This window comes from Enterobacter cloacae complex sp. OE43NF (genome assembly GCF_023544405.1).
Taxonomy (GTDB): Bacteria; Pseudomonadota; Gammaproteobacteria; order Enterobacterales; family Enterobacteriaceae; genus Enterobacter; species Enterobacter cloacae.
This window is the reverse complement of record NZ_JAMJFW010000043.1, coordinates 18,091-37,625: the sequence shown is the minus strand read 5'-3', so window position 1 is coordinate 37,625 and position 19,535 is coordinate 18,091. Positions and strand designations below refer to the sequence as shown.

Here is a 19,535-nt window from a genome sequence, read left to right as displayed (position 1 = left end):
GGCATGACCATATTACTGGGGATCCCTCAGCCCTGTGGGAGAGGGCTGGGGTGAGGGGGAACATACCGCTCTGGTGGTCATTTCCGCAGTCACACATTAATTAAATGCTGGCGATAATCCTCTGCACATCTGCCCCAACCAATTTTGCCAAATGCACAAACTCCACCACATCTAACCTGCGTTCACCACTTTCCACTTTAGCGATAAACGACTGCGGTTTTCCCAGCGCCTCCGCAAGCTGCGTCTGAGTAATCCCTTTCTCTCTACGCGCTTTCTTCAACGCATTGATAACTCGCTGGTATTCATCTGAATAAACTGAGGCCATTGTTCCGATTCCATACAAATATCCTGAAATCGAATATCCTCCCATTGTCTTTTTATCCCAAAACGGGATAATTGAGCCCGTAACGAACTTACGTAAGGAGGACACAATGCGTGATAAAAACTGGCATCCTGCCGATATCGTTGCCGCGCTAAAGAAACACGGAACGAGCCTGGCAGCCTTGTCACGTAAGGCTGGACTATCATCATCTACACTGGCAAATGCGCTTTCCCGGCCATGGCCTAAAGGGGAATGGCTAATCGCTCAGGCGCTCAACATCTCGCCAGAAGTGATATGGCCGGAAAGGTATTTTGATGAAAAGGGGACACCCATTTTTCGTCAGAGAAGGGCGACAAGAAAACGCCCCCATCTTTAACACTATCACCGTATGCTCCCCCTCACCCCAACCCTCTCCCTCAAGGGAGAGGGGGTCTGAGAGACTTTACATACCCCACCAGCTGATCCAGCACGATCCCCCAGCCTTCATGGAAGCCCATCTGTTCATGCTGCTCACGGATTTCTTTCGTGGGATGGCGCGCAATCGCCGTATAGCGGGTTTTGCCCTCCCCGAGATCCTCCAGCAACAAAATCGCCGTCATAAACGGCTTTTCGGCCGGTTTCCACCCTTCGGTATAGCCGTCGGTAAAGACCAGCTTTTTGCCGGGATCGATTTCCAGGAAAACACCTTTATTGTCCATTTTTTGCCCGTCCACGTCGAAAACGGTATTGAACCGTCCACCCACGCGCAGGTCGAGGTCGCATTCGGTCACTTTATGGGGGGCAGGAATAAAGAAGTTTTTGATGTGCTCTGGCGTCGTCCAGCAAAGCCACAGCAGGTCGCGCGGTGCATCCACCACGCGTTCCAGTTTTAAGTCTGTTTCGGGATCGAGCGTCACGATGTTGTCCTCTCAGGGGAACCCCTTACAAGGATAGCCGGACTCAGGCGAATTTCCCCTTTGCTACCGCTTCCGGCGTGACCACGCCCGTATCCAGTACCCAGCCGCTAATCAGCGAGGCTGGGGTGACGTCAAACGCCGGGTTGTAAACCTGCGCATTTTCCGGTGCCCACTGTACCGCGCCGAAGCTTCCCGCCACGCCCGTCACTTCGCTGGCCGCACGCTGCTCAATCGGGATCGCCTCACCGTTCGGGCACGCCGGGTCGAGGGTGGTTTGCGGGGCGGCGACATAAAACGGAATGCCGTGAAATTTCGCCAGCACCGCCAGGGAATAGGTGCCGATTTTGTTCGCCACATCGCCGTTGGCGGCAATACGATCTGCCCCCACCCACACGGCATCCACCTCCCCTTTTGCCATCAGGCTGGCGGCCATGGAGTCGGTAATCAGCTGATACGGCACGCCCAGCTCGCCGAGCTCCCACGCGGTCAGCCTGCCGCCCTGCAGCAGCGGACGGGTTTCATCCACCCAGACGTTGCTGACGTTGCCCTCCTGATGTGCGCGAGCAATAACACCCAGCGCAGTGCCGACGCCTGCGGTTGCCAGACCGCCAGTGTTACAGTGGGTCAGCAGGCGGCTACCGGGCTTCACCAGCGCGCTGCCCGCTGTCGCAATGGCGTCACAAAGCTGCCTGTCTTCGTCAATCAGTCGCAGAGCTTCCGTCACCAGCGCCGGAACGAAATCTTCCTGCCAGAGCGCCTGCTTCATGCGGTCGAGATTGTTCATCAGGTTGACCGCCGTCGGGCGTGCAGCGCGCAGCGTTTCCAGCGCCAGCGCCAGCTCGTCGCGGCTTTTCCCCTTTTCCGCCAGCAGCGCCAGCAGCAGACTTGCAGAGAGACCAATCAGCGGCGCACCGCGCACCCTAAGGGCGTGAATATGCCCCACCAGCGCCTCGACCGTTGAGGCGTCAAGCCAGCGTTTCTCCTGCGGAAGGGCCTGTTGGTCGAGAATAAAGAGCTGATTATCCGCCACCCGCAGGCTGGTCGTCTGTAATGTCTGCATGTCGTTAATTCCCTGTTGCGTTGTTGTAGCACATTGTGTCAGGATGAAATCCAGATGTATAGACGTCTAAATGTCTTTATTCGCAAATCAGTGAGGAGCAGGCAATGTCGCAATACCGTACCTTTACCGCCCAGGACGCCGTGGAGTATGCCAGGCAGTTTGGCGGCCTTGATAATCCATCATCACTGGTAGAGGCGCAGGAAGTAGGCGACGGCAATCTCAATCTGGTCTTCAAAATTTTCGATGCTCAGGGCGTGAGCCGCATCATCGTAAAACAGGCGCTGCCATACGTTCGCTGCGTCGGTGAGTCCTGGCCGCTGACGCTGGACCGCGCCCGTCTTGAGGCGCAAACGCTGGTGGAGCATTACAAGCACAGCCCGCAGCATACCGTGAAAATTCATCATTTTGACCCGGAACTGGCGGTCATGGTGATGGAAGATCTCTCCGACCATCGCATCTGGCGCGGGGAGCTGATTAAGAATAACGCCTACCCGCAGGCTGTGCGTCAACTGGGGGAGTACCTGGCGCACACGCTGTTCCACACCAGCGATTTTTACCTGCACCCGCACCAGAAAAAAGCGCAGGTTGCCCAGTTCATTAACCCGGAGATGTGCGAGATCACTGAAGATCTGTTCTTTAACGATCCGTACCAGATCCACGAGCGCAACAACTATCCGGCTGAGCTGGAAAACGATGTCGCCGCCCTGCGCGACGACGCCCAGTTGAAAATTGCCGTGGCCTCCCTGAAGCATCGCTTCTTCTCCCACGCCGAGGCGCTATTGCACGGGGATATCCACAGCGGATCGATTTTCGTGGCCGAGGGTAGCCTGAAAGCGATCGACGCCGAATTCGGTTACTTTGGCCCGATTGGGTTTGACGTGGGCACCGCCATCGGCAACCTGCTGCTGAACTTCTGTGGCCTGCCGGGGCATTTAGGCATCCGCGATGCCGCTGCCGCCCGGGAACAGCGTCTGATCGACATTCAGGCGTTATGGAATACCTTTGCGGAGCGCTTCCAGGCGCTGGCGCACGAGAAAACCCGGGATGCCGCGCTGAGTGCGCCGGGCTATGCCTCTGAATTTTTGAAAAAGGTCTGGCGAGATACCATTGGTTTCTGCGGAACGGAGCTGATCCGCCGCAGTGTGGGGCTGTCTCACGTCGCGGACATTGATACCATTCAGGACGACGCGATGCGCCACGAATGTCTGCGCCACGCCATCACGCTGGGTAAAGCGCTGATTGTGATTGCCGATCGCATCGACAGCGTGGAAGAGCTGGTGGCAAGAGTGCGCCAGTACAGTTAAAAAAAACCTCCCTTTCGGGAGGTTTTTGCATCAGTTTTTGGTGAGCGTGGTGGTCACGGTGTAATCGAGAGACCACGATGAATGCCAGTCTTTACCGGCAAACTTGATATCCCCACGGTAAACCCCGCTCGGGAGATCCGGGTTATCGGCCTCAACATACTTAAGGCTGGCGCTATAGCCTGTGGTTTCCCAACTGCTACACAGAACCGCCACATTAAACGGACGGGTGGAGCAATCCGATCTGCGCTGCGCGCGAATCTTCACGTCCCGGGTATTGCCTTGTTCGTCCTTCATCGGCACGACAAGCGTGCTGTAACCTTCTGCGGTCCATACCAGGGACGTCGGCCCCTGCGTACTTCCCGTTGCCACGAACCCAAGCGAAGGGAAGCCAAATATTGCGCCCGTACTGAATGCGCTTGTCGAACCGGTGATGCTCCACATGGCTGAATAGCTGGCAATAAACACAACCGTTTGATCGGTTTTAGTGGTGTTATTACTCTCTGCACTCACCTTTGCCGTACCGGTATCCGGGCCACTCAGCTTCACGGTCGCCACGCCGCTGCCATTGGTCACACTGGTTTGCGCTGAAAGGGTATTAAGCGTGGTGTTCCAGTTGACCGTCGCATTTTTGACGGCATTACCGTTTACGTCTTTCACCACTGCGGTGTAGGTAATGCGGTCGGTGTTGACTACCGCGTGGTCAGAACTGGCCTTGAGGCTCTCAACCCTGGCGGTGGTCGCATCGCCAATAAATGTTACCGGCTCCGCGTTTATCGCCGCCGTTGAACCGACAACTGTTGCGCTAACCGTTGCCGTTCCGGCCGTTGTCGTTGACGCCGTTACAACCGCCTGACCCGCTTCGTTGGTTTTTGTGCTGGCGCTGGCAAGCTTCACGCTGCTGTTATCTACACGCCACGCCACATCCACACCGCTAAGCGGGTTATGGTTGGCGTCTTCGACGGTGGCGGTCCAGCGTATGGTCGCGTTCCCGTCAGCCACCGCCTCTTTTTTATCCGCACTCAGGCTCGTAAATTGCGCTGTCGCCGGATTACCGGTCACGGAGAGAGTAAGCGTCTGACCGCTACCATTCACCGTCGCGGTAACCGTCATGTTGCCCGCTTTGCGCGATGAGAAGCGCGTTTCAGCCTGCCCTTGCGCATTGGTCATTGCTGAAACGGGCGTCAGGGTCACATCAGCCGCATTACTGCTGCTCCAGTTAACGGCAACGCCTGGTACAGGGTTCTGATGGCTGTCCACCACGGTTGCGGTTAACAGTACGGTATCGCTGTCAGCCACAATGCCGGTCGTTTTATCCGCCGTGAGGGTAGCCAGCTTTGCCGTGGTGGTGTCACCGGTGAAGGTCAGTTTTGTCACGCGTAACGTGTTACTGCCGAACGTGGCCTGAAGAGAATATTCCCCCGCGGTTTCAGAACGTAAAGTCACGCTCGCCTCACCCGATGCATTCGTCACGCTGCTCGTATCGGACAACGTCGCGCCGGAAGGGCTCACCGCCCAGCCAACCTTCGCTCCGTCAACCGGGTTATCATTGGCATCCACAACGGTAGTGCGCACGGTGATACCGTCGGTGCCATTGGCTACCGCCGTCACGCTGTCGGCGGCCATCTCCGTCATTTTCGCGGTCGTGAGATCGGCCGTGAAGGTTGCGCTGTCAGCACGAACGGGTGCGCTTTCAGCGGTCTGAGCCGTGATTACAACGCTGCCTGATTTCAGCGAGGTAACCACCAGCGAGGCATTGCCCTGCGCATCCGTCCGCGTACTGCTGGCGGCGAGCTTAACGTCTGGGTTATCTGCCGACCAGTTAACCTCTACGCCCGAAATGGCGTTACCCTGCAGATCGCGCACCTGCGCCGTCCAGGTAATACTGTCGCTGCCGTTGGCCACGGCCTGTTGCTTATCGGCCACCACGGCGGCGATACGCTGCGTGCTGGTGTCTGCGACAAACGTTACGGCTTCCGCTTTCACCGCATTCTGCTGATTTACATCAGCATAAACCCAGGCAACGCCCGTTTTTGCTGACGACAGCGACAGCGTTGCGTTTCCGGCGGCGTCGGTAACCGAGGTTTTGCTTCCTGCGGTCGTGCCATCTTCCCGCTTCACCGTCCAGTTAACCGCCACGCCTTCAAGCGGATGATTGCTGTTATCTGCGACCTGCGCGGTATACGTTACGCTGTCGCTGTTATTGGCAACAATGCGGGTTTTATCGACATTGACCGATCTCACCTGTGCGCTGGCGCTGTCCGCAACAAATTTTAGCGTCGGGGTAGAGAGCGGGTTACCGTCCGCCAGTTGCGCACTCACTGTCGTCGAAACCACGTCACGGCTAATGAGCTGAATGCTGGCCTGCCCTTGTTCATTGGTGAGGGTGCGTTCAGCAGACAGCAGAACCGCAGCGTTATCCGCTGTCCATTTCACCTCTTGCCCCGAAACGGGATTGCCGGACCGATCGACAACGCTTGCCACTACGACAATTGGCGTTACGCCGTCTGCCGGTGCGCTTACGGTCGACGGACTGAGTGATGCAAGTTCCACAACCTCGGACACCGCCTCTTCAGTCACAGAGGCGGTAGCAAGCTTAATATTGCCGTCGATGAACGTCTGAATGGTGAGGGTGGCAGGCGCGGTTCCGCTGATAAGCGTTGCGCTGTATACGCCGCTGCTCGTTTCGCGAAACGCGCTTATTTGCGGTGCGACAGGCGCCGCGGTGCCTGTAACGGCATTTTTCACGGTGATCGATGCGCCAAGACGCTCCGATAGCCCGGTTGCGGCCTCGCCGGATGCGGTTTTTAGCGCCAATGTTAATACCGACTGACTGGTGCCATCCGCCGGTAAGCGGGACGGAGACGCCGTCAGGCTGGGCTGCAGCGTGGTCACGTCCATGCCGTTTACGTTCACCGTCATCCGCGCCGTATCAGAAGCGTTACCGTGCTTATCCCAGGCCGTTGCGGTTAACGTATACGCGTTGGAACCGCCATTTTTCCAGGCTGGAAGCGTAATTACCACCTGGGCCGGATCGGCACCCGGTGTGATTTTGCCGCCGTTACGTATCAAGTTGTCACCCTGCCAGTCGATGCGTTCGAGCCCGTATTTCGTTTTAACCTTCGCGGTTATGGTCTGGCGGGCATTTTCATTCCCGGCAATGTTTTCTGGCAGTGCGAGCGAAATCAGCTCCTGCTTACGGTAATCCAGGACAATATTGTTATTACGATCGACCAGCTCCTGACGTGACCCCAGCAGCGTACGGCGTGCCCCCACCCGGTCCGCATCAAGCTGCGTGCGCAGCGGCACGCCCGGCGCCCAGTTGACCGCAAGGTTAAACTGCGTATCCGATGCCTCGCCCTTACCCATTTTTTGGTTTACACCCAGGGTAACCAGCGGAACGGGCGTATAGCTCAGTCCAACGGTTACGGCGTAAGGATCTTTCTGACGATCGTCCTCATCGTCACCGAAAAGCCCGACGTGCTGACCATAGTATTGTTCGTAGACGAGGTTCGCCCCAAGCTGCGGATAGGCGGGAAGATACCCGGTTGCACGCAGGTCAAAGCCGTTCGCCACGCGCTCGTCATAATCGCGATAGCGGGACGAAGACATCCAGTCGCTTAAACGGTAGTAGCCGTTGGCTGAAAGACGCAGATAGTCCCAGCCTAGCTCGGCTCCAACACCAAGGCGCTGATGCTGATTCGCCGAAACCTGGCGATCGTAAAAGGTATTCACGCCCCACATCCATGCGGTATTAAATTCACGGTAGCCAAACCCGACATTAACGATATTTCTGTCGTCGTGACGACGGCCACCCAACTGGGTGAACACCAGCGACGTTTTTTGCTCGTATAAAGGGATAAGCAGATCTAACTCCGCGTCCTGAATGGAAAAATGCTCATCAGTACCGATATTCAGACGCGTGGTACCAAATTGATTTAACCAGGACTCAATTTCCTGCGTGGCGGTATTTGTTGCCTGGGACGTAATTGCGCTGGCGACAGAACGGCCACTGCCGCTCTCCAGCAGTGACCCCGCCTGCACGGCGGTTTGTGCCACTACCCGCTCGGTGGTTTGCGGCTCGGCTACCTTATCCTGCGCGGCGACGGGCGTCGCGCCCAGCGAAAATAACGACGGCGGAAGGAGTTGCAGTGCTATTTGCAACCAGGCTGCACATTTTTTCAGGCTCATTAAATTCATCCTTGAATAAAAAAAGAGCCATAGTACGTATCAGGACTTAAAGATAAAGTCGGCGCGTTTATTTTAAGAATCTATAAATATAAGCATTCACCTTATAAATATATTTCAGCCCCCCTTTCCCCTTCAGCCCAAATATTCAATCACCGACAACCCGCCGTTATAATCCGTGCTGTAAATAATTCCCTGCGCATCCACAAAAACATCACACGACTGGATCACCTGCGGGCGATTCGGGCGTGTATCCATCATCCTTTCAGGTGCAGCAGGTACCAGCGCCCCCGTTTCCACCGGGCGGTAGGGATTCGAAATGTCATACGCACGCACCCCTGCATTCTGAAAGGTGGCGAAGATCAGCGTGGAACTGACAAAGCTTCCCGGCCGGTTTTCGTGCAGATTATGCGGGCCGAAATGCGCGCCTTTCGCCACGTAGTCTCTTTCATTTGGCTGCGGGAAGGTGGAGATACTTACCGGGTTCGACGGCTCGCGGATATCAAACAGCCAGATGAGTTTCTCGCCGTCCTCCTGGTTGTCGAGCACCGCTTCGTCGAGCACCACCAGTAGATCGCGGTCCGGCAGCGGCAGCGCGGTATGCGTCCCGCCACCAAACGGCGGGCTCCAGTTGCGGTGGCTAATCAGCTTCGGCTGAGTGCGATCTTTGACATCCAGCAGAGTTAAACCACCGTCACGCCAGCTGCCGTATGCCGTATCCCCGGCAATAATGGCATGATGCAGCGCGTAGCGTTTGCCTTCCGGCCACTCTGGCCGTTCACCTGCGGCCTGGTTCATCCCCGGCAGCCACCAGCGCCCCGCCACTTCGGGCTTACGCGGATCGGCCAGGTCGATGGTCAGGAAGATATAGTCGGTAAAGCCGTCGATCAGCGCCGACACATAGGCCCAGCGACCGCCGACGTACCAGATGCGGTGGATACCAATGCCATTTAACGACAGAAAGCCGATTTCACGCGGCCTGTCCGGCGTGGAGATATCAAATACGCGCAGCCCGGCGCTCCAGCCTTTGTCCTGCACGTCGCTGACGGTCTCCCCCACCTGACGGGTGTAGTAGACCTTTTCATCGGCGAAGCGGGCATCGGCAAACAGATCCCGGGCGTTAATCACCAGCAGTAAATCGTCGTGTGCCTGCAAATGCACATTCCAGGTGCCGGGCGGCGCAGGTACATAACCCGCCGCTTTCGGGTTTTTCGGGTCGCGCACGTCAACAATCGAAAAGCCCTGCGACACCATATGACCAATATACGCATAACCGCGGTGCACCATCAGTTGCACGCCGTCCGGGCGACCGCCCTGGTCGCTATGGCCAATCAGCCGCATATTGCGGCTGTATTCAGGGGTGGGTAATGTTGTCACCTTTAGCTCCTTTCGCCGGGTGGCTGCAGCGCCTTACCCGGCCTACCACACCGTAGGCCCGGTAAGCGAAGCGCCACCGGGCACTATTTTGACTTCGCTTCCAGCGTCACAAACCACGGCGCAATAAAGTCTTCGGTCTGTCCCCAGCCCGGAATGATTTTCCCCAGCGACGCCACGTTCACCGCACCCGGCTGGGCGGTCAGCAGCGCCTGCGGGATCGCCGCTGCTTTAAAATCATAGGTCGCAGGCGTCGGCTCTCCGGCAATCTTGTTAGCGATCAGACGCACGTTAGTTGCCCCAATCAGCTTTGGATCCACCGCCACGCTCACTGCCCACGGGCTTCCCGGCTCGCGCATCAGCTGTAAGTCCTGGTTGGAGATGTCGATGCTGTAGAGCTTGATTTCAGTGCGGCCATTCTCCTTCAGGGCTTTATACGCCCCCTGGCTGAAGGCGTCCCAGGTGCCCCAGATAGCGTCGATTTTACCTTTCGGGTATTTCGCCAGAATTGCCCCGACCTTGTTGGCGGTATCGCCCTGCACGTCCGACGACACCGCGCCAATAGACTCCAGCTCTTTGATATTCGGGTACTGTTTTTGCAGTTCCTTATACGCCGCCTGACGACGCTCCATCGGCGGGAAACCGGCGACCCACAGCTTGACGATATTGGCCTTGCCGTTGAAATCTTTCGCCAGCTGGCCGAAGGAGAGATTCGTCAGGGAGGCATCGTCCTGCTGGGTGACCGTCACACCTGGGATCTCGCCGTTGACGGCGGTATCAAACACCGAAACCTTAATCCCGGCATCCACCGCCTTCTTCACCAGCGCGGTCGCATACGGATCACGCCCCTGAGAGAGAATAATCCCGTCATATTTCTGGCTGATCGCCTGATTCACAAAGTCCTGGAATTTTGCGTCGTCACCGTTGCTTAAAAAGGTGCTGACCTTAAAGCCAAGTTTTTTCCCTTCCTGGATCGCCCCGGCGACAAACTGCGTGGTGTTGTCATCCGAGCCAAGGTTGCGGATCACCGCAATGCGAATGGGGCCGTCGTGGTTGGCAATGGCCGCCGGAACCGGTGCAGGCGTGGCCGCAAAGCCCGGCAGAGAGGTGAGTAACCCAAGAGCCACCAAAGAGAGTGCAATCTTTTTCATTTTTTATCCCGTTGTGTTGTCAGCGTTTTTGTATGTAAGTAATCGCCAGCGCCACGGCAAGCACCAGCCCTTTTATAATGTCCATGGCGTAATACGGTACGGAGAGCATCACCAGCCCGTTCGACAGCACGCCCAGAATGACCGCCCCCACCAGCGTTCCCAGCGCGTTCGGCTTGCCGGAACCGGCCAGCGAAAAGCCGATCCACGCTGCCGCCACCGCGTCCATCAGATACCCGCCGCCCGCATTCACCTGCGACGACCCAATGCGCGAGGCCAGCAAAATCCCGCCCAGTCCGGCCAGCAGCGAGGCAAGCACGTAGGCCGCGACCTTGTAACGCGTGATGCGAATGCCTGAAAGGCGCGCCGCCTCCGGGTTACCGCCGATGGCGTACATGCGCCGGCCGTGGGTGGTCAGTGACAATCCCAGCTGTGCCAGCAGGGTCACCGCCAGCATGATGATGACGATGGTCGGCACCTGCCCCAGCAGGCTGAACGCCGCCGGAATGGTTCCTTCCGCCATATCACCGCTCGGCAGCACCATGTTTTCGGTAATCGAGCCGCCGTAGCTGTAGGTCATCGCCACGCCCTGTATCACGAACAGGCTGGCAAGCGTCGCGAGCATGTCCGGAATACGCAGAATGACGATCAGAAAGGCGTTAAACAGCCCGACCAGGGTACAGAGCGCAAGGGTGATCACAATCGATTCGGTGGTGCCGAAGCCGTGCCAGACGAAGAGCGAGATCACCAGCGCATTCGCCAGCGACGCCGTTGAGCCGACGGAGAGATCAAACCCGCCCACGGTGAGTGAAATCGATACGCCGATGGCGATCACCGTCACGATGGCGATCGAGCGCAGAATGTTGATGATGTTGTTCGGGTCGAGGAAGCTGTCCGACGCCAGGCCAAAAACCACCACCAGCGCCACCACGGTGAGCAACATGCCCCACCTGTAGAGAAAGTCGAAAATCTGTTGACGGCCAGACGCCGCCGCAGTCACTGAAAGGGCTTTGCTCACGACGCCGTTCCTCCGGTTGAATAATAAAGTAGTGTCTCTTCCCGCGCCTCGACCCCGGGGATTTCCGCCACGATGCGTCCGTCCCAGAGCACGCAGATGCGGTCGCACAGCCCTACCAGTTCGGCAAACTCGCCCGAAGCGTAAATCACCCCTTTGCCCTCGCGGGCCAGGCCGTCGATCAGTTGAAACAGATCGGTCTTCGCTTTGACGTCAACGCCCTTGGTCGGCTCGTCAAATATGAGCACGCTGGCGTCATTGCGCAGCCATTTGCCAATAGCAACCTTCTGCTGGTTACCGCCAGAAAGCCGACGTAAAACCTGCCCCGGCCCGCGTGTTCGCACGCCAACGCGGGCTATCACCGCTTCCGCCCAGCGCCACGCCTGACGATGGCCAAAGAGACTCCAGCGCGAAAAGCTGGTATCTGCCGTCACGGCCAGGTTCATGCTCACCGGCTCGTCGATGAAAATCCCCTCCTTGCGCCGCTCCTCCGGTACCAGCGCCAGCCCCCGCAGCACGGAATCGGCCGGATCGCGCGGTTTCCAGGGCTGATGATTGAGCTCGCCACGCTCCACCCGGCTTTTGCTGGCACCAAACAGCGCCTTGCAAAGTTCGGTTTTGCCTGCGCCCGCCAGCCCGGCAATGCCGAGGATTTCGCCTTTACGCAGATGCAGGGAGATATCTTTCAGCAACGCGTCGTCGTGCAGCCCCTCCACCCGCAGCAGCGTCTCGTCGCTATGCACAGGACGGGCTGGCGGGTAGATATCGCTCAGTTCGTGGCCGAGCATCTTCTCGACGATCGCTTCACCGCTGAGATCCGCCATCGGGCCGGTCTCAATCAGCTTGCCATCACGCAGCACCGTTAAGGTGTCACAGATGGCTTTCAGTTCATGAATGCGGTGCGAGATAAACACCACGCCAATGCCCTGCTGCTTTAAACGCCGCACCACCGCGAACAGGCGTTCACTGTCGTGGGCATCCAGCGGTGCGGTAGGTTCATCGAGGATCAAAAAACGGCAGTGATGCGACAGCGCCCGCGCCAGCAGGATCTGCTGTTTTTCAGCCAACGAACAGCTGTCGATGGAACGGCGAACGTCCAGCGTAACGTCGAGCTGCGCCAGCGCCTGCTTCGCCTGTTGACGAATAGCACGCCAGCGGTAGCGATGTCCCGGCTGCGCCAGCTGGTCGAGCATGATGTTTTCAGCGATGCTCAGCCCCGGAACCAGCGCCACGTCCACTTCCTGCTGCACAAGGTGGATCCCCAGCCGTTTGGCATCGAGCGGTTCGCGGATCGTCACCGGCTGGTTATTAATGCAGATCTCCCCCTCATAGCGATCGTGCGTTCCGCACAGCACCGCCATCAGCGTCGATTTCCCTGCGCCGTTAGCCCCGGTCAATGCATGCACCGATCCGCCGTTCAGGGTAAAGTCCACGCGCGACAGCGCCTGAAAGCCGGAAAAGGCCAGGCTGATACCGCGCATCTCAAGGCGACTGGAAACCATCCGCGTAGGATCCTCATTAATAGTTTGATTTATTGAATTTTTCACAGCTCCGGTTGACTGACAACGACAGAAAAGGCATAAGATAAAGCCAAATATTATTAGCCATCCGGATGTCCAGACATAACATCGGGTTAGCGCTTGCTAAAAAAGGACAACACCATGAGCAACACCGATATCCGCGTCGTTCCCGGCCCGGCGAACTACTTTTCTCACCCCGGAAGCCTTGCGCATCTGCATGACTTCTTCACCCCGGAGCAGCTTTCCCGCGCGGTGTGGATCTACGGCGAACGCGCGCTTGAAGGCGCTCGTCCCTACCTGCCGGAGAGCTTTGCGGCCCCCGGCGCAAAACACTTGTTGTTCAAAGGCCACTGCAGCGAGCGTGACGTCACCCATCTGGTGAATGAATCTGGCAGCGAGGCGGCCGTGGTGATTGGTGTTGGCGGCGGAGCGGTGATGGATACGGTCAAAGCCGTGGCGCGTCGTTTGGGCGTTCCGTTCGTGGGTATCCCGACTATCGCCGCTACCTGTGCGGCATGGACGCCGCTCTCCGTCTGGTACAACGATGCCGGGCAGGCGCTGCAGTTTGAAATTTTCGACGATGCCAACTTCCTGGTGCTGGTGGAGCCGCAAATCATCCTTAACGCCCCGGCGGAATACCTGCTGGCTGGTATCGGCGATACCCTGGCGAAGTGGTATGAAGCGGTTGTACTCGCACCGCAGCCTGAACACCTGCCGCTGACCGTACGTCTGGGGATTAACGGCGCGCTGGCTATCCGCGACGTGCTGCTGGAACGCAGCGAGGACGCGCTGGCTGACCAGCAGCGCGGCGAAGTAACGCAGGCATTCAGGGATGTGGTGGATGCCATTATTGCCGGTGGCGGCATGGTCGGTGGGCTCGGCGAACGTTATACACGCGTGGCGGCGGCACATGCGGTGCATAACGGCTTAACCGTCCTGCCGCAGACGGAAAAATACCTGCACGGCACCAAAGTGGCCTACGGCATTCTGGTGCAAAGCGCCCTGCTCGGTCAGGACGACGTGCTGGCGCAGCTTATCACCGCGTATCAGCGCTTTAACCTGCCGACCCGGCTTCGCGAGCTGGAGGTGGATATCAACAACCGTGACGAACTGGACAAGGTCATCAATCACACCCTGCGCCCGGTGGAGTCGATTCACTATTTGCCCGTGGCGCTCACACCTGACGTTCTGCGCGCGGCGTTCGAGAAAGTGGAATCCTTCAGCCGTTAAACGCGCCGAGCGACTATACCTAATGATGATTCTCACCACTCTCGCAACGAGGTCATCATGCAGATCGATTTAACAGGTAAGAAAGCGCTGGTTACCGGTGCCAGCCGGGGATTGGGCCGTGCTATCGCGCTGTCGCTGGCACGCGCCGGTGCCGATGTGGTTATCACGTATGAAAAGTCCGTCGATAAAGCCCAGGCCGTGGTTGATGAGATAAGCGCGCTGGGGCGGCACAGTGAGGCGGTTCAGGCCGACAGCGCCAGTGCAGAGGCTATTCAGGACGCAGTCACCCATGCGGCGCGCACCCTCGGCGGGCTGGACATTCTGGTCAATAACGCCGGTATCGCCCGCGGCGGCCCGCTGGAGTCCATGACGCTGGCGGATATCGATGCCCTGATTAACGTCAACATTCGCGGCGTGGTGATCGCCACTCAGGAAGCGCTGGTACACATGTCTGACGGCGGACGCATTATCAATATCGGTAGCTGTCTGGCAAACCGCGTGGCGATGCCGGGTATCTCCGTCTACTCCATGACCAAATCCGCGCTTAACTCCTTCACGCGCGGTCTGGCGCGGGATCTGGGGCCCCGCGGTATTACCGTGAACCTGGTGCATCCCGGCCCAACCAACAGCGATATGAACCCGGAGGACGGCGAACAGGCAGAAGCCCAGCGTCAGATGATTGCCGTCGGTCATTACGGACAACCGGAAGATATCGCGGCGGCGGTCACCTTCCTCGCCAGCCCGGCCGCCGGACAGATCTCCGGTACGGGGCTGGATGTGGACGGCGGTTTGAACGCCTGATCGCACATTTTCTGCAAGCCTCTGTCGCCCGGCAGAGGCGTTTTCGCACCGCCTCGACGGTTTGCGTTTTGCCTCTTACCTGCATTTGTTCTCCGCTCTACAGTAGCCCATAAGAAATTCGGAATTTATCTAATAGTCTTATTATTTCCTTATACTTTGTGTGGGCGTACAGTGGAGGTACGGATGAAGATTGTCTGGTCCAATGGGGCAAAGAAGGCATTTTTAAAGATTGACGAGCGATATCAGCGTCGCATTGAGTTGAAGCTTGTTGAGCTGGATGACCGCTCGGCTCCACGGCCCGATATAAAAAAAATATCGGCGACAGAAGATCACTACCGGCTACGCGTTGGCGATTACCGCATCGTCTATACGCTTCGGGACGACCCCGATAACCATTGTTATGTTTTGGCCGTTAAGCGCAGAACATCAACAACTTACCTGCACGAGGAGAAAGCCACCTATGGCTGTTCAGCTAATTAAGGACGATAACGGAAAAACGCAGTACGTGGTTATTCCCTATGATGAATATTTTCGTATGTGCCTGCAGATGGCGGAAATCGACGACGAAACCGACGACGATCTGGAGGATATTGAAGTCGAACACGATGAGCTGGATGACGTTGAACTTCCAGGTGAGGTTTGCAGCATCATGACCTGGCAGAACGTCAGCCTGCAGGCCGCCTGGCGCATCCTGCGCGGCATGTCCCAGCAGGAGGTGGCAGAGAAACTCGGCATCAGCCAGTCTGCCGTATCACAGCTGGAAGCGCTGGACTCCCGTCCGCAAAAGCGCACCCGTGAAAAGCTGGCGGCGATCTACGGCTGTAAACAGGAACAGATCAGCCTCTATTTACCGAAAGAGGGTTAACAGCACTTCGCCCCGCCCTTGCCGCCGTAACGGGCGTCCTGGCGATCGCGGAAAAATTCGTCGTAGGTCATTGGCGTCTGGTCCGGATGGTTGACGCGCATATGCTCGACGTAGTTGTCGTAGTCCGGCACGCCAATCATCATTTTGGCGGCCTGGCCTAAGTATTTGCCTGCTTTCGAAAGGGTGTCGAACATAAGTCATTTCTCGTTTGTTTCCCTCACCCCGGCCCTCTCCCAAAGGGAGAGGGAGGATAAGAAATGTAGGCCGGGTAAGCGCTAGCGCCACCCGGCACACAGGTTAATGCGCCCCTTTCGCCTGGGTCACAATCTCGTCCAGGTTCTCAGGCATCGGTTCATACGGCGTCTCTTTCGCTGTCGGCTTGTCTTCTTTCAGCGCCGCCAGCGCGGTCTTCAGAGAATACAACGCCAGTACCACGACCACCACCATAAAGAAGATGGTCAGCCCGGCATCCAGACGATTGTTAAACACCAGCTGCGACAGCTGTGATTCCGTATATTGCGCCGGGATTTTACCGCTGTCGATCATCGCCTGGAACTTATTGGCAATCGCCAGGAAGCCCACTTTATTGTCCGGGCTGAAGGCTTTCTGCCAGCCCGCCGTCAGGGTACAAATCAGCAGCCAGGAAGTAGGCAGCAGCGCCACCCAGGCATAACGCTGGCGCTTCATCTTGAACAGCACCACCGCACACAGCATCAGCGCCATCCCTGCCAGCATCTGGTTAGCGATACCGAACAGCGGCCACAGCGTGTTAATACCGCCCAGTGGATCCACCACGCCCTGATGCAGGAAGTACCCCCACGCCAGCACGCACAAGGCCGTTGCCAGCAGGTTCGCCGGGAGCGAATCGGTACGCTTCAGGTTCGGGGAGATCACGCCCAGCAGATCCTGCAGCATAAAGCGCGCCGCACGCGTCCCCGCATCCACCGCCGTCAGAATAAACAGCGCTTCAAAGAGAATGGCGAAGTGATACCAGAACGAGACATCCATCAGCCCGCCCAGCGCACCGTGAAGGATGTAGGCCATGCCCACCGCCAGCGTAGGCGCGCCACCCGCGCGGGAGATAATCGACTGCTCGCCCACTTCACTGGCGATACTCGATAACGTATCCGGGGTAATGGCAAAGCCCCAGCCGCTTACCACCTGTGCTGCGGATGCCACCACGTCGGCGGTGCCCGCCGGAGCCAGAACCGCCATTGGGCTGTTCATCGCGAAGTAGACGCCCGGGTCGATAATGCAGGCAGAGACCAGCGCCATGATCGCCACGAAGGACTCCATCAGCATGCCGCCGTAGCCAATCAGGCAGGCCTGATTTTCATTCGCCAGCATCTTCGGCGTGGTCCCGGAGGCAATCAGCGCGTGGAAGCCAGACACCGCACCACAGGCGATGGTAATAAACAGGAACGGGAACAGGTTACCGGTCCAGACCGGGCCCGTACCGTCAACGAATTTGGTTAACGCTGGCATGGTCAGCGTCGGACGCATGATCAAAATACCGACAGCCAGCCCGACGATGGTGCCAATTTTCAGGAACGTAGAGAGGTAATCACGCGGGGCCAGCAGCAGCCATACCGGCAGCACTGCCGCCACAAACCCATACCCCACCAGCATCCAGGTTAGCTGTACGCCGGTAAAGTCGAAGAACGGTGCCCAGGTTGGGCTTTCTGCCACCCAGCCGCCGGAGATAATGGCGAACACCAGCAGCACCAGACCAATCACTGACACCTCACCAATGCGTCCCGGACGCAGGTAGCGAATGTAGATCCCCATAAAAATGGCCAGCGGAATGGTGAACGCGACGGTGTAAGTCCCCCACGGACTGTGGGTCAGCGCTTTCACCACAATCATCGCCAGCACCGCAAGGATGATCACCATGATCATAAAGGTCGCCACCAGCGCAATCACCCCGGCCGTCGCGCCCATCTCCTCTTTCACCAGCTCGCCAAGCGAACGGCCATCGCGACGGGTGGAGACGAACAGCACCATAAAGTCCTGTACGGCCCCCGCCAGCACCACGCCGGCAAGGATCCAGATCATCCCCGGCAGATAGCCCATCTGCGCCGCCAGCACCGGCCCCACCAGCGGGCCTGCCCCGGCAATCGCCGCAAAGTGGTGACCGAACAGCACTTTCTTATCGGTCGGAACGTAGTCCAGCCCGTCGTTATGACGAACGGCGGGCGTCATGCGCGTGCCATCAACCGCCAGCACCGTTTTGGCGATATAGCGACCATAAAAACGATACGCGATCAGATAAATGCAGACGGAGGCAACGACAATCCAGAGCGCATTGATCTGTTCCCCCCGGTTGAGGGCGATATAGCCCAGGGCAAAAGCTCCCACAACGGAAAGCAGTGCCCATGTAAGGTATTTCCCTGAGTTGTTCATAGTTGTTGTCCGTTGTTGTGGAACAGTGAGATGTTACATTTTGTTTCTAGAACAACGCGTAAAATTTAACAACTTTGAAACGCAATAATGCGTGGTCAAACCAGAGATTTACACCACAGTGTTAAGTCGATCACTTTCAGGCTGAAACAACCCCGTCGCTGTCATCGGTCACACTTCTGCGTTTTTCGTCCTGGCTCAACCTTACGGGATGATTTGTATCATTTTTTTTACGCTCAACCTCGCCAGAATGACCCTGCGCGATCGCGCGCTTACCGCTTACAAGGAAAAGGAAATGAATCTGGATCGCTACATTGAAGAGCTGAAAAGCCTGGTGAACGTGGACTGCGGCACCCAGACCATCGCGGGCGTTGCCGCCGTGGCTGGCATTTTAGAATCTCTCTGGCAACGCGAAGGCTGGCATACCGGGCAGGTAAACCTGGGCGAGAAAGTTGGCCCGGGCCTCTTCGTCAGCAACAAGCCGCAGGCAGAGCAGTTCGACGTGCTGCTGGTCGGCCATCTTGATACCGTTTTTGCCCCCGGCACCGTGGCCGAACGCCCGTTGAGCGAGGACGATACGCGTCTCTACGGCCCCGGCGTGTCTGATATGAAAAGCGGACTGCTCAATATTCTGTGGGCAATGCGCGAGCTAGATCCTGCGGATAAAGATCGCCTGGCAATCGCGGTCGCGATGAACCCGGACGAAGAAACGGGCTCGGTATACTCCCACGAATGGATCGGTGCGCTGGCACAACGCTCCCGCTGCGTGCTGGTGTGCGAAGCTGCCCGTGCTGATGGCTCTCTGGTGAAAGCACGTAAAGGTATGGCGGGCTATCACCTTACCTTCAAGGGCGTGGCGGCACACGCGGGTAACGACCCGGAAAAAGGCCGTTCGGCAATCACTGCGCTGGCAAACAGCATCGTTGCCCTGAATGCGCTGAGCGACGGGTCGCGCGGCACCACGCTCAACGTAGGGGTGATTAGCGGCGGCAGCGCGGCAAACGTGGTGGCGGACCACGCCGTGGCCGAGCTCGACGTTCGCTTCTGGGAAAACGACGAGTACGACCGGGTGAATCAGGCGCTGGAAGCCTTATGTGAAAAAGGCTTTTTAGAGGGTGTGACGACGACGCTGACGCGGGTCAATCACAAACCGGCGATGGCAGCAAGCATTGCGACTCAGGCACTGATGCAGCAGGTTGAAGCGGCAGGTAAAGCGGAAGGCATCGCCATTACCTGGCAGGCGGTCGGCGGCGGCAGCGATGCCAACCACACCGCTGCGCTGGGTATCCCCACGCTTGACGGCTTAGGGCCGATTGGCGCGGGCTTCCACAGCCCGGCGGAGTGGCTGGACAAAGCGTCCATTGCGCCGCGAATTCGGTTACTTAAACGCGTCGTCTCAATGCTCTAATTTTGTA

The 19,535-nt window shown here is 57.8% G+C and carries 17 protein-coding genes; 7 read left to right on the top strand and 10 right to left on the bottom strand.

What is annotated here, in order from left to right; all coding sequences use genetic code 11:
- Positions 1 to 100: 100 nt before the first annotated feature.
- Positions 101 to 325: a helix-turn-helix domain-containing protein gene (locus tag M8370_RS17995; protein ID WP_094085219.1), complete on the bottom strand. Its 225-nt coding sequence runs from the start codon at positions 323 to 325 to the stop codon at positions 101 to 103.
- Between the two features lie 106 nt (positions 326 to 431).
- On the opposite strand from M8370_RS17995, the gene M8370_RS17990 reads away from it, so the two are divergent.
- Positions 432 to 698 carry a helix-turn-helix domain-containing protein gene (locus M8370_RS17990; protein WP_058650492.1) on the top strand — a complete coding sequence of 89 codons (267 nt, stop codon included), beginning with the start codon at positions 432 to 434 and terminating at the stop codon, positions 696 to 698.
- Positions 699 to 738: 40 nt separating this feature from the next.
- Here the strand turns inward: M8370_RS17990 and M8370_RS17985 are convergent, their stop codons facing one another.
- Positions 739 to 1,218: an SRPBCC family protein gene (locus M8370_RS17985; RefSeq protein ID WP_013097615.1), complete on the bottom strand. Its 480-nt coding sequence runs from the start codon at positions 1,216 to 1,218 to the stop codon at positions 739 to 741.
- Between the two features lie 43 nt (positions 1,219 to 1,261).
- Positions 1,262 to 2,278 (bottom strand): S-methyl-5-thioribose-1-phosphate isomerase, encoded by a 1,017-nt coding sequence (mtnA, locus tag M8370_RS17980; protein WP_038418891.1) that lies wholly within the window; start codon positions 2,276 to 2,278, stop codon positions 1,262 to 1,264.
- Between the two features lie 104 nt (positions 2,279 to 2,382).
- Here mtnA and mtnK point away from each other — a divergent pair, with 104 nt between their 5' ends.
- Positions 2,383 to 3,582, top strand: a complete 1,200-nt coding sequence (gene mtnK / locus M8370_RS17975; protein ID WP_250021533.1) for an S-methyl-5-thioribose kinase — start codon at positions 2,383 to 2,385, stop codon at positions 3,580 to 3,582.
- Positions 3,583 to 3,612: 30 nt separating this feature from the next.
- Here the strand turns inward: mtnK and M8370_RS17970 are convergent, their stop codons facing one another.
- The 5 genes from M8370_RS17970 to M8370_RS17950 form a co-directional block, all read right to left on the bottom strand.
- Complete coding sequence (locus tag M8370_RS17970) at positions 3,613 to 7,770, bottom strand: Ig-like domain-containing protein (RefSeq protein ID WP_250021532.1); 4,158 nt, start codon at positions 7,768 to 7,770, stop codon at positions 3,613 to 3,615.
- Between the two features lie 132 nt (positions 7,771 to 7,902).
- On the bottom strand, positions 7,903 to 9,144 hold the full coding sequence (locus tag M8370_RS17965) for an LVIVD repeat-containing protein (RefSeq protein ID WP_250021531.1): 1,242 nt from the start codon (positions 9,142 to 9,144) through the stop codon (positions 7,903 to 7,905).
- Between the two features lie 83 nt (positions 9,145 to 9,227).
- On the bottom strand, positions 9,228 to 10,292 hold the full coding sequence (locus tag M8370_RS17960; RefSeq protein WP_250021530.1) for a sugar ABC transporter substrate-binding protein: 1,065 nt from the start codon (positions 10,290 to 10,292) through the stop codon (positions 9,228 to 9,230).
- 19 nt (positions 10,293 to 10,311) lie between these two features.
- Positions 10,312 to 11,307, bottom strand: a complete 996-nt coding sequence (locus M8370_RS17955; RefSeq protein ID WP_250021529.1) for an ABC transporter permease — start codon at positions 11,305 to 11,307, stop codon at positions 10,312 to 10,314.
- A complete protein-coding gene (locus tag M8370_RS17950) occupies positions 11,304 to 12,806 on the bottom strand; it encodes a sugar ABC transporter ATP-binding protein (RefSeq protein WP_250021528.1) in 1,503 nt (500 codons plus the stop codon). The genes M8370_RS17955 and M8370_RS17950 overlap by 4 nt, the downstream gene beginning before the upstream one ends.
- 159 nt (positions 12,807 to 12,965) lie before the next feature.
- Between M8370_RS17950 and M8370_RS17945 the strand changes: the two genes are divergently transcribed.
- The 4 genes from M8370_RS17945 (at position 12,966) to M8370_RS17930 (ending at position 15,720) form a co-directional block, all read left to right on the top strand.
- Positions 12,966 to 14,054 carry an oxidoreductase gene (locus tag M8370_RS17945; RefSeq protein ID WP_250021527.1) on the top strand — a complete coding sequence of 363 codons (1,089 nt, stop codon included), beginning with the start codon at positions 12,966 to 12,968 and terminating at the stop codon, positions 14,052 to 14,054.
- 57 nt (positions 14,055 to 14,111) lie between these two features.
- Positions 14,112 to 14,855, top strand: coding sequence for an SDR family NAD(P)-dependent oxidoreductase (locus M8370_RS17940; RefSeq protein ID WP_013097624.1), 744 nt, complete (start codon positions 14,112 to 14,114; stop codon positions 14,853 to 14,855).
- A 183-nt stretch (positions 14,856 to 15,038) separates the two neighbouring features.
- Positions 15,039 to 15,335, top strand: coding sequence for a type II toxin-antitoxin system RelE family toxin (locus M8370_RS17935; protein WP_045293352.1), 297 nt, complete (start codon positions 15,039 to 15,041; stop codon positions 15,333 to 15,335).
- On the top strand, positions 15,316 to 15,720 hold the full coding sequence (locus M8370_RS17930) for a helix-turn-helix domain-containing protein (RefSeq protein WP_023621328.1): 405 nt from the start codon (positions 15,316 to 15,318) through the stop codon (positions 15,718 to 15,720). The genes M8370_RS17935 and M8370_RS17930 overlap by 20 nt, the downstream gene beginning before the upstream one ends.
- Here the strand turns inward: M8370_RS17930 and M8370_RS17925 are convergent.
- Both M8370_RS17925 and cstA read right to left on the bottom strand, forming a co-directional pair.
- Positions 15,717 to 15,914: a YbdD/YjiX family protein gene (locus M8370_RS17925; RefSeq protein ID WP_013097627.1), complete on the bottom strand. Its 198-nt coding sequence runs from the start codon at positions 15,912 to 15,914 to the stop codon at positions 15,717 to 15,719. The two genes, M8370_RS17930 and M8370_RS17925, sit on opposite strands and share 4 nt — an antisense overlap.
- A gap of 103 nt (positions 15,915 to 16,017) precedes the next feature.
- Positions 16,018 to 18,123 (bottom strand): pyruvate/proton symporter CstA, encoded by a 2,106-nt coding sequence (gene cstA, locus M8370_RS17920; RefSeq protein ID WP_250021526.1) that lies wholly within the window; start codon positions 18,121 to 18,123, stop codon positions 16,018 to 16,020.
- A 292-nt stretch (positions 18,124 to 18,415) separates the two neighbouring features.
- Here cstA and M8370_RS17915 point away from each other — a divergent pair, with 292 nt between their 5' ends.
- Positions 18,416 to 19,528, top strand: coding sequence for a M20 family metallopeptidase (locus tag M8370_RS17915; RefSeq protein ID WP_250021525.1), 1,113 nt, complete (start codon positions 18,416 to 18,418; stop codon positions 19,526 to 19,528).
- The last annotated feature ends 7 nt before the right edge of the window (positions 19,529 to 19,535 follow it).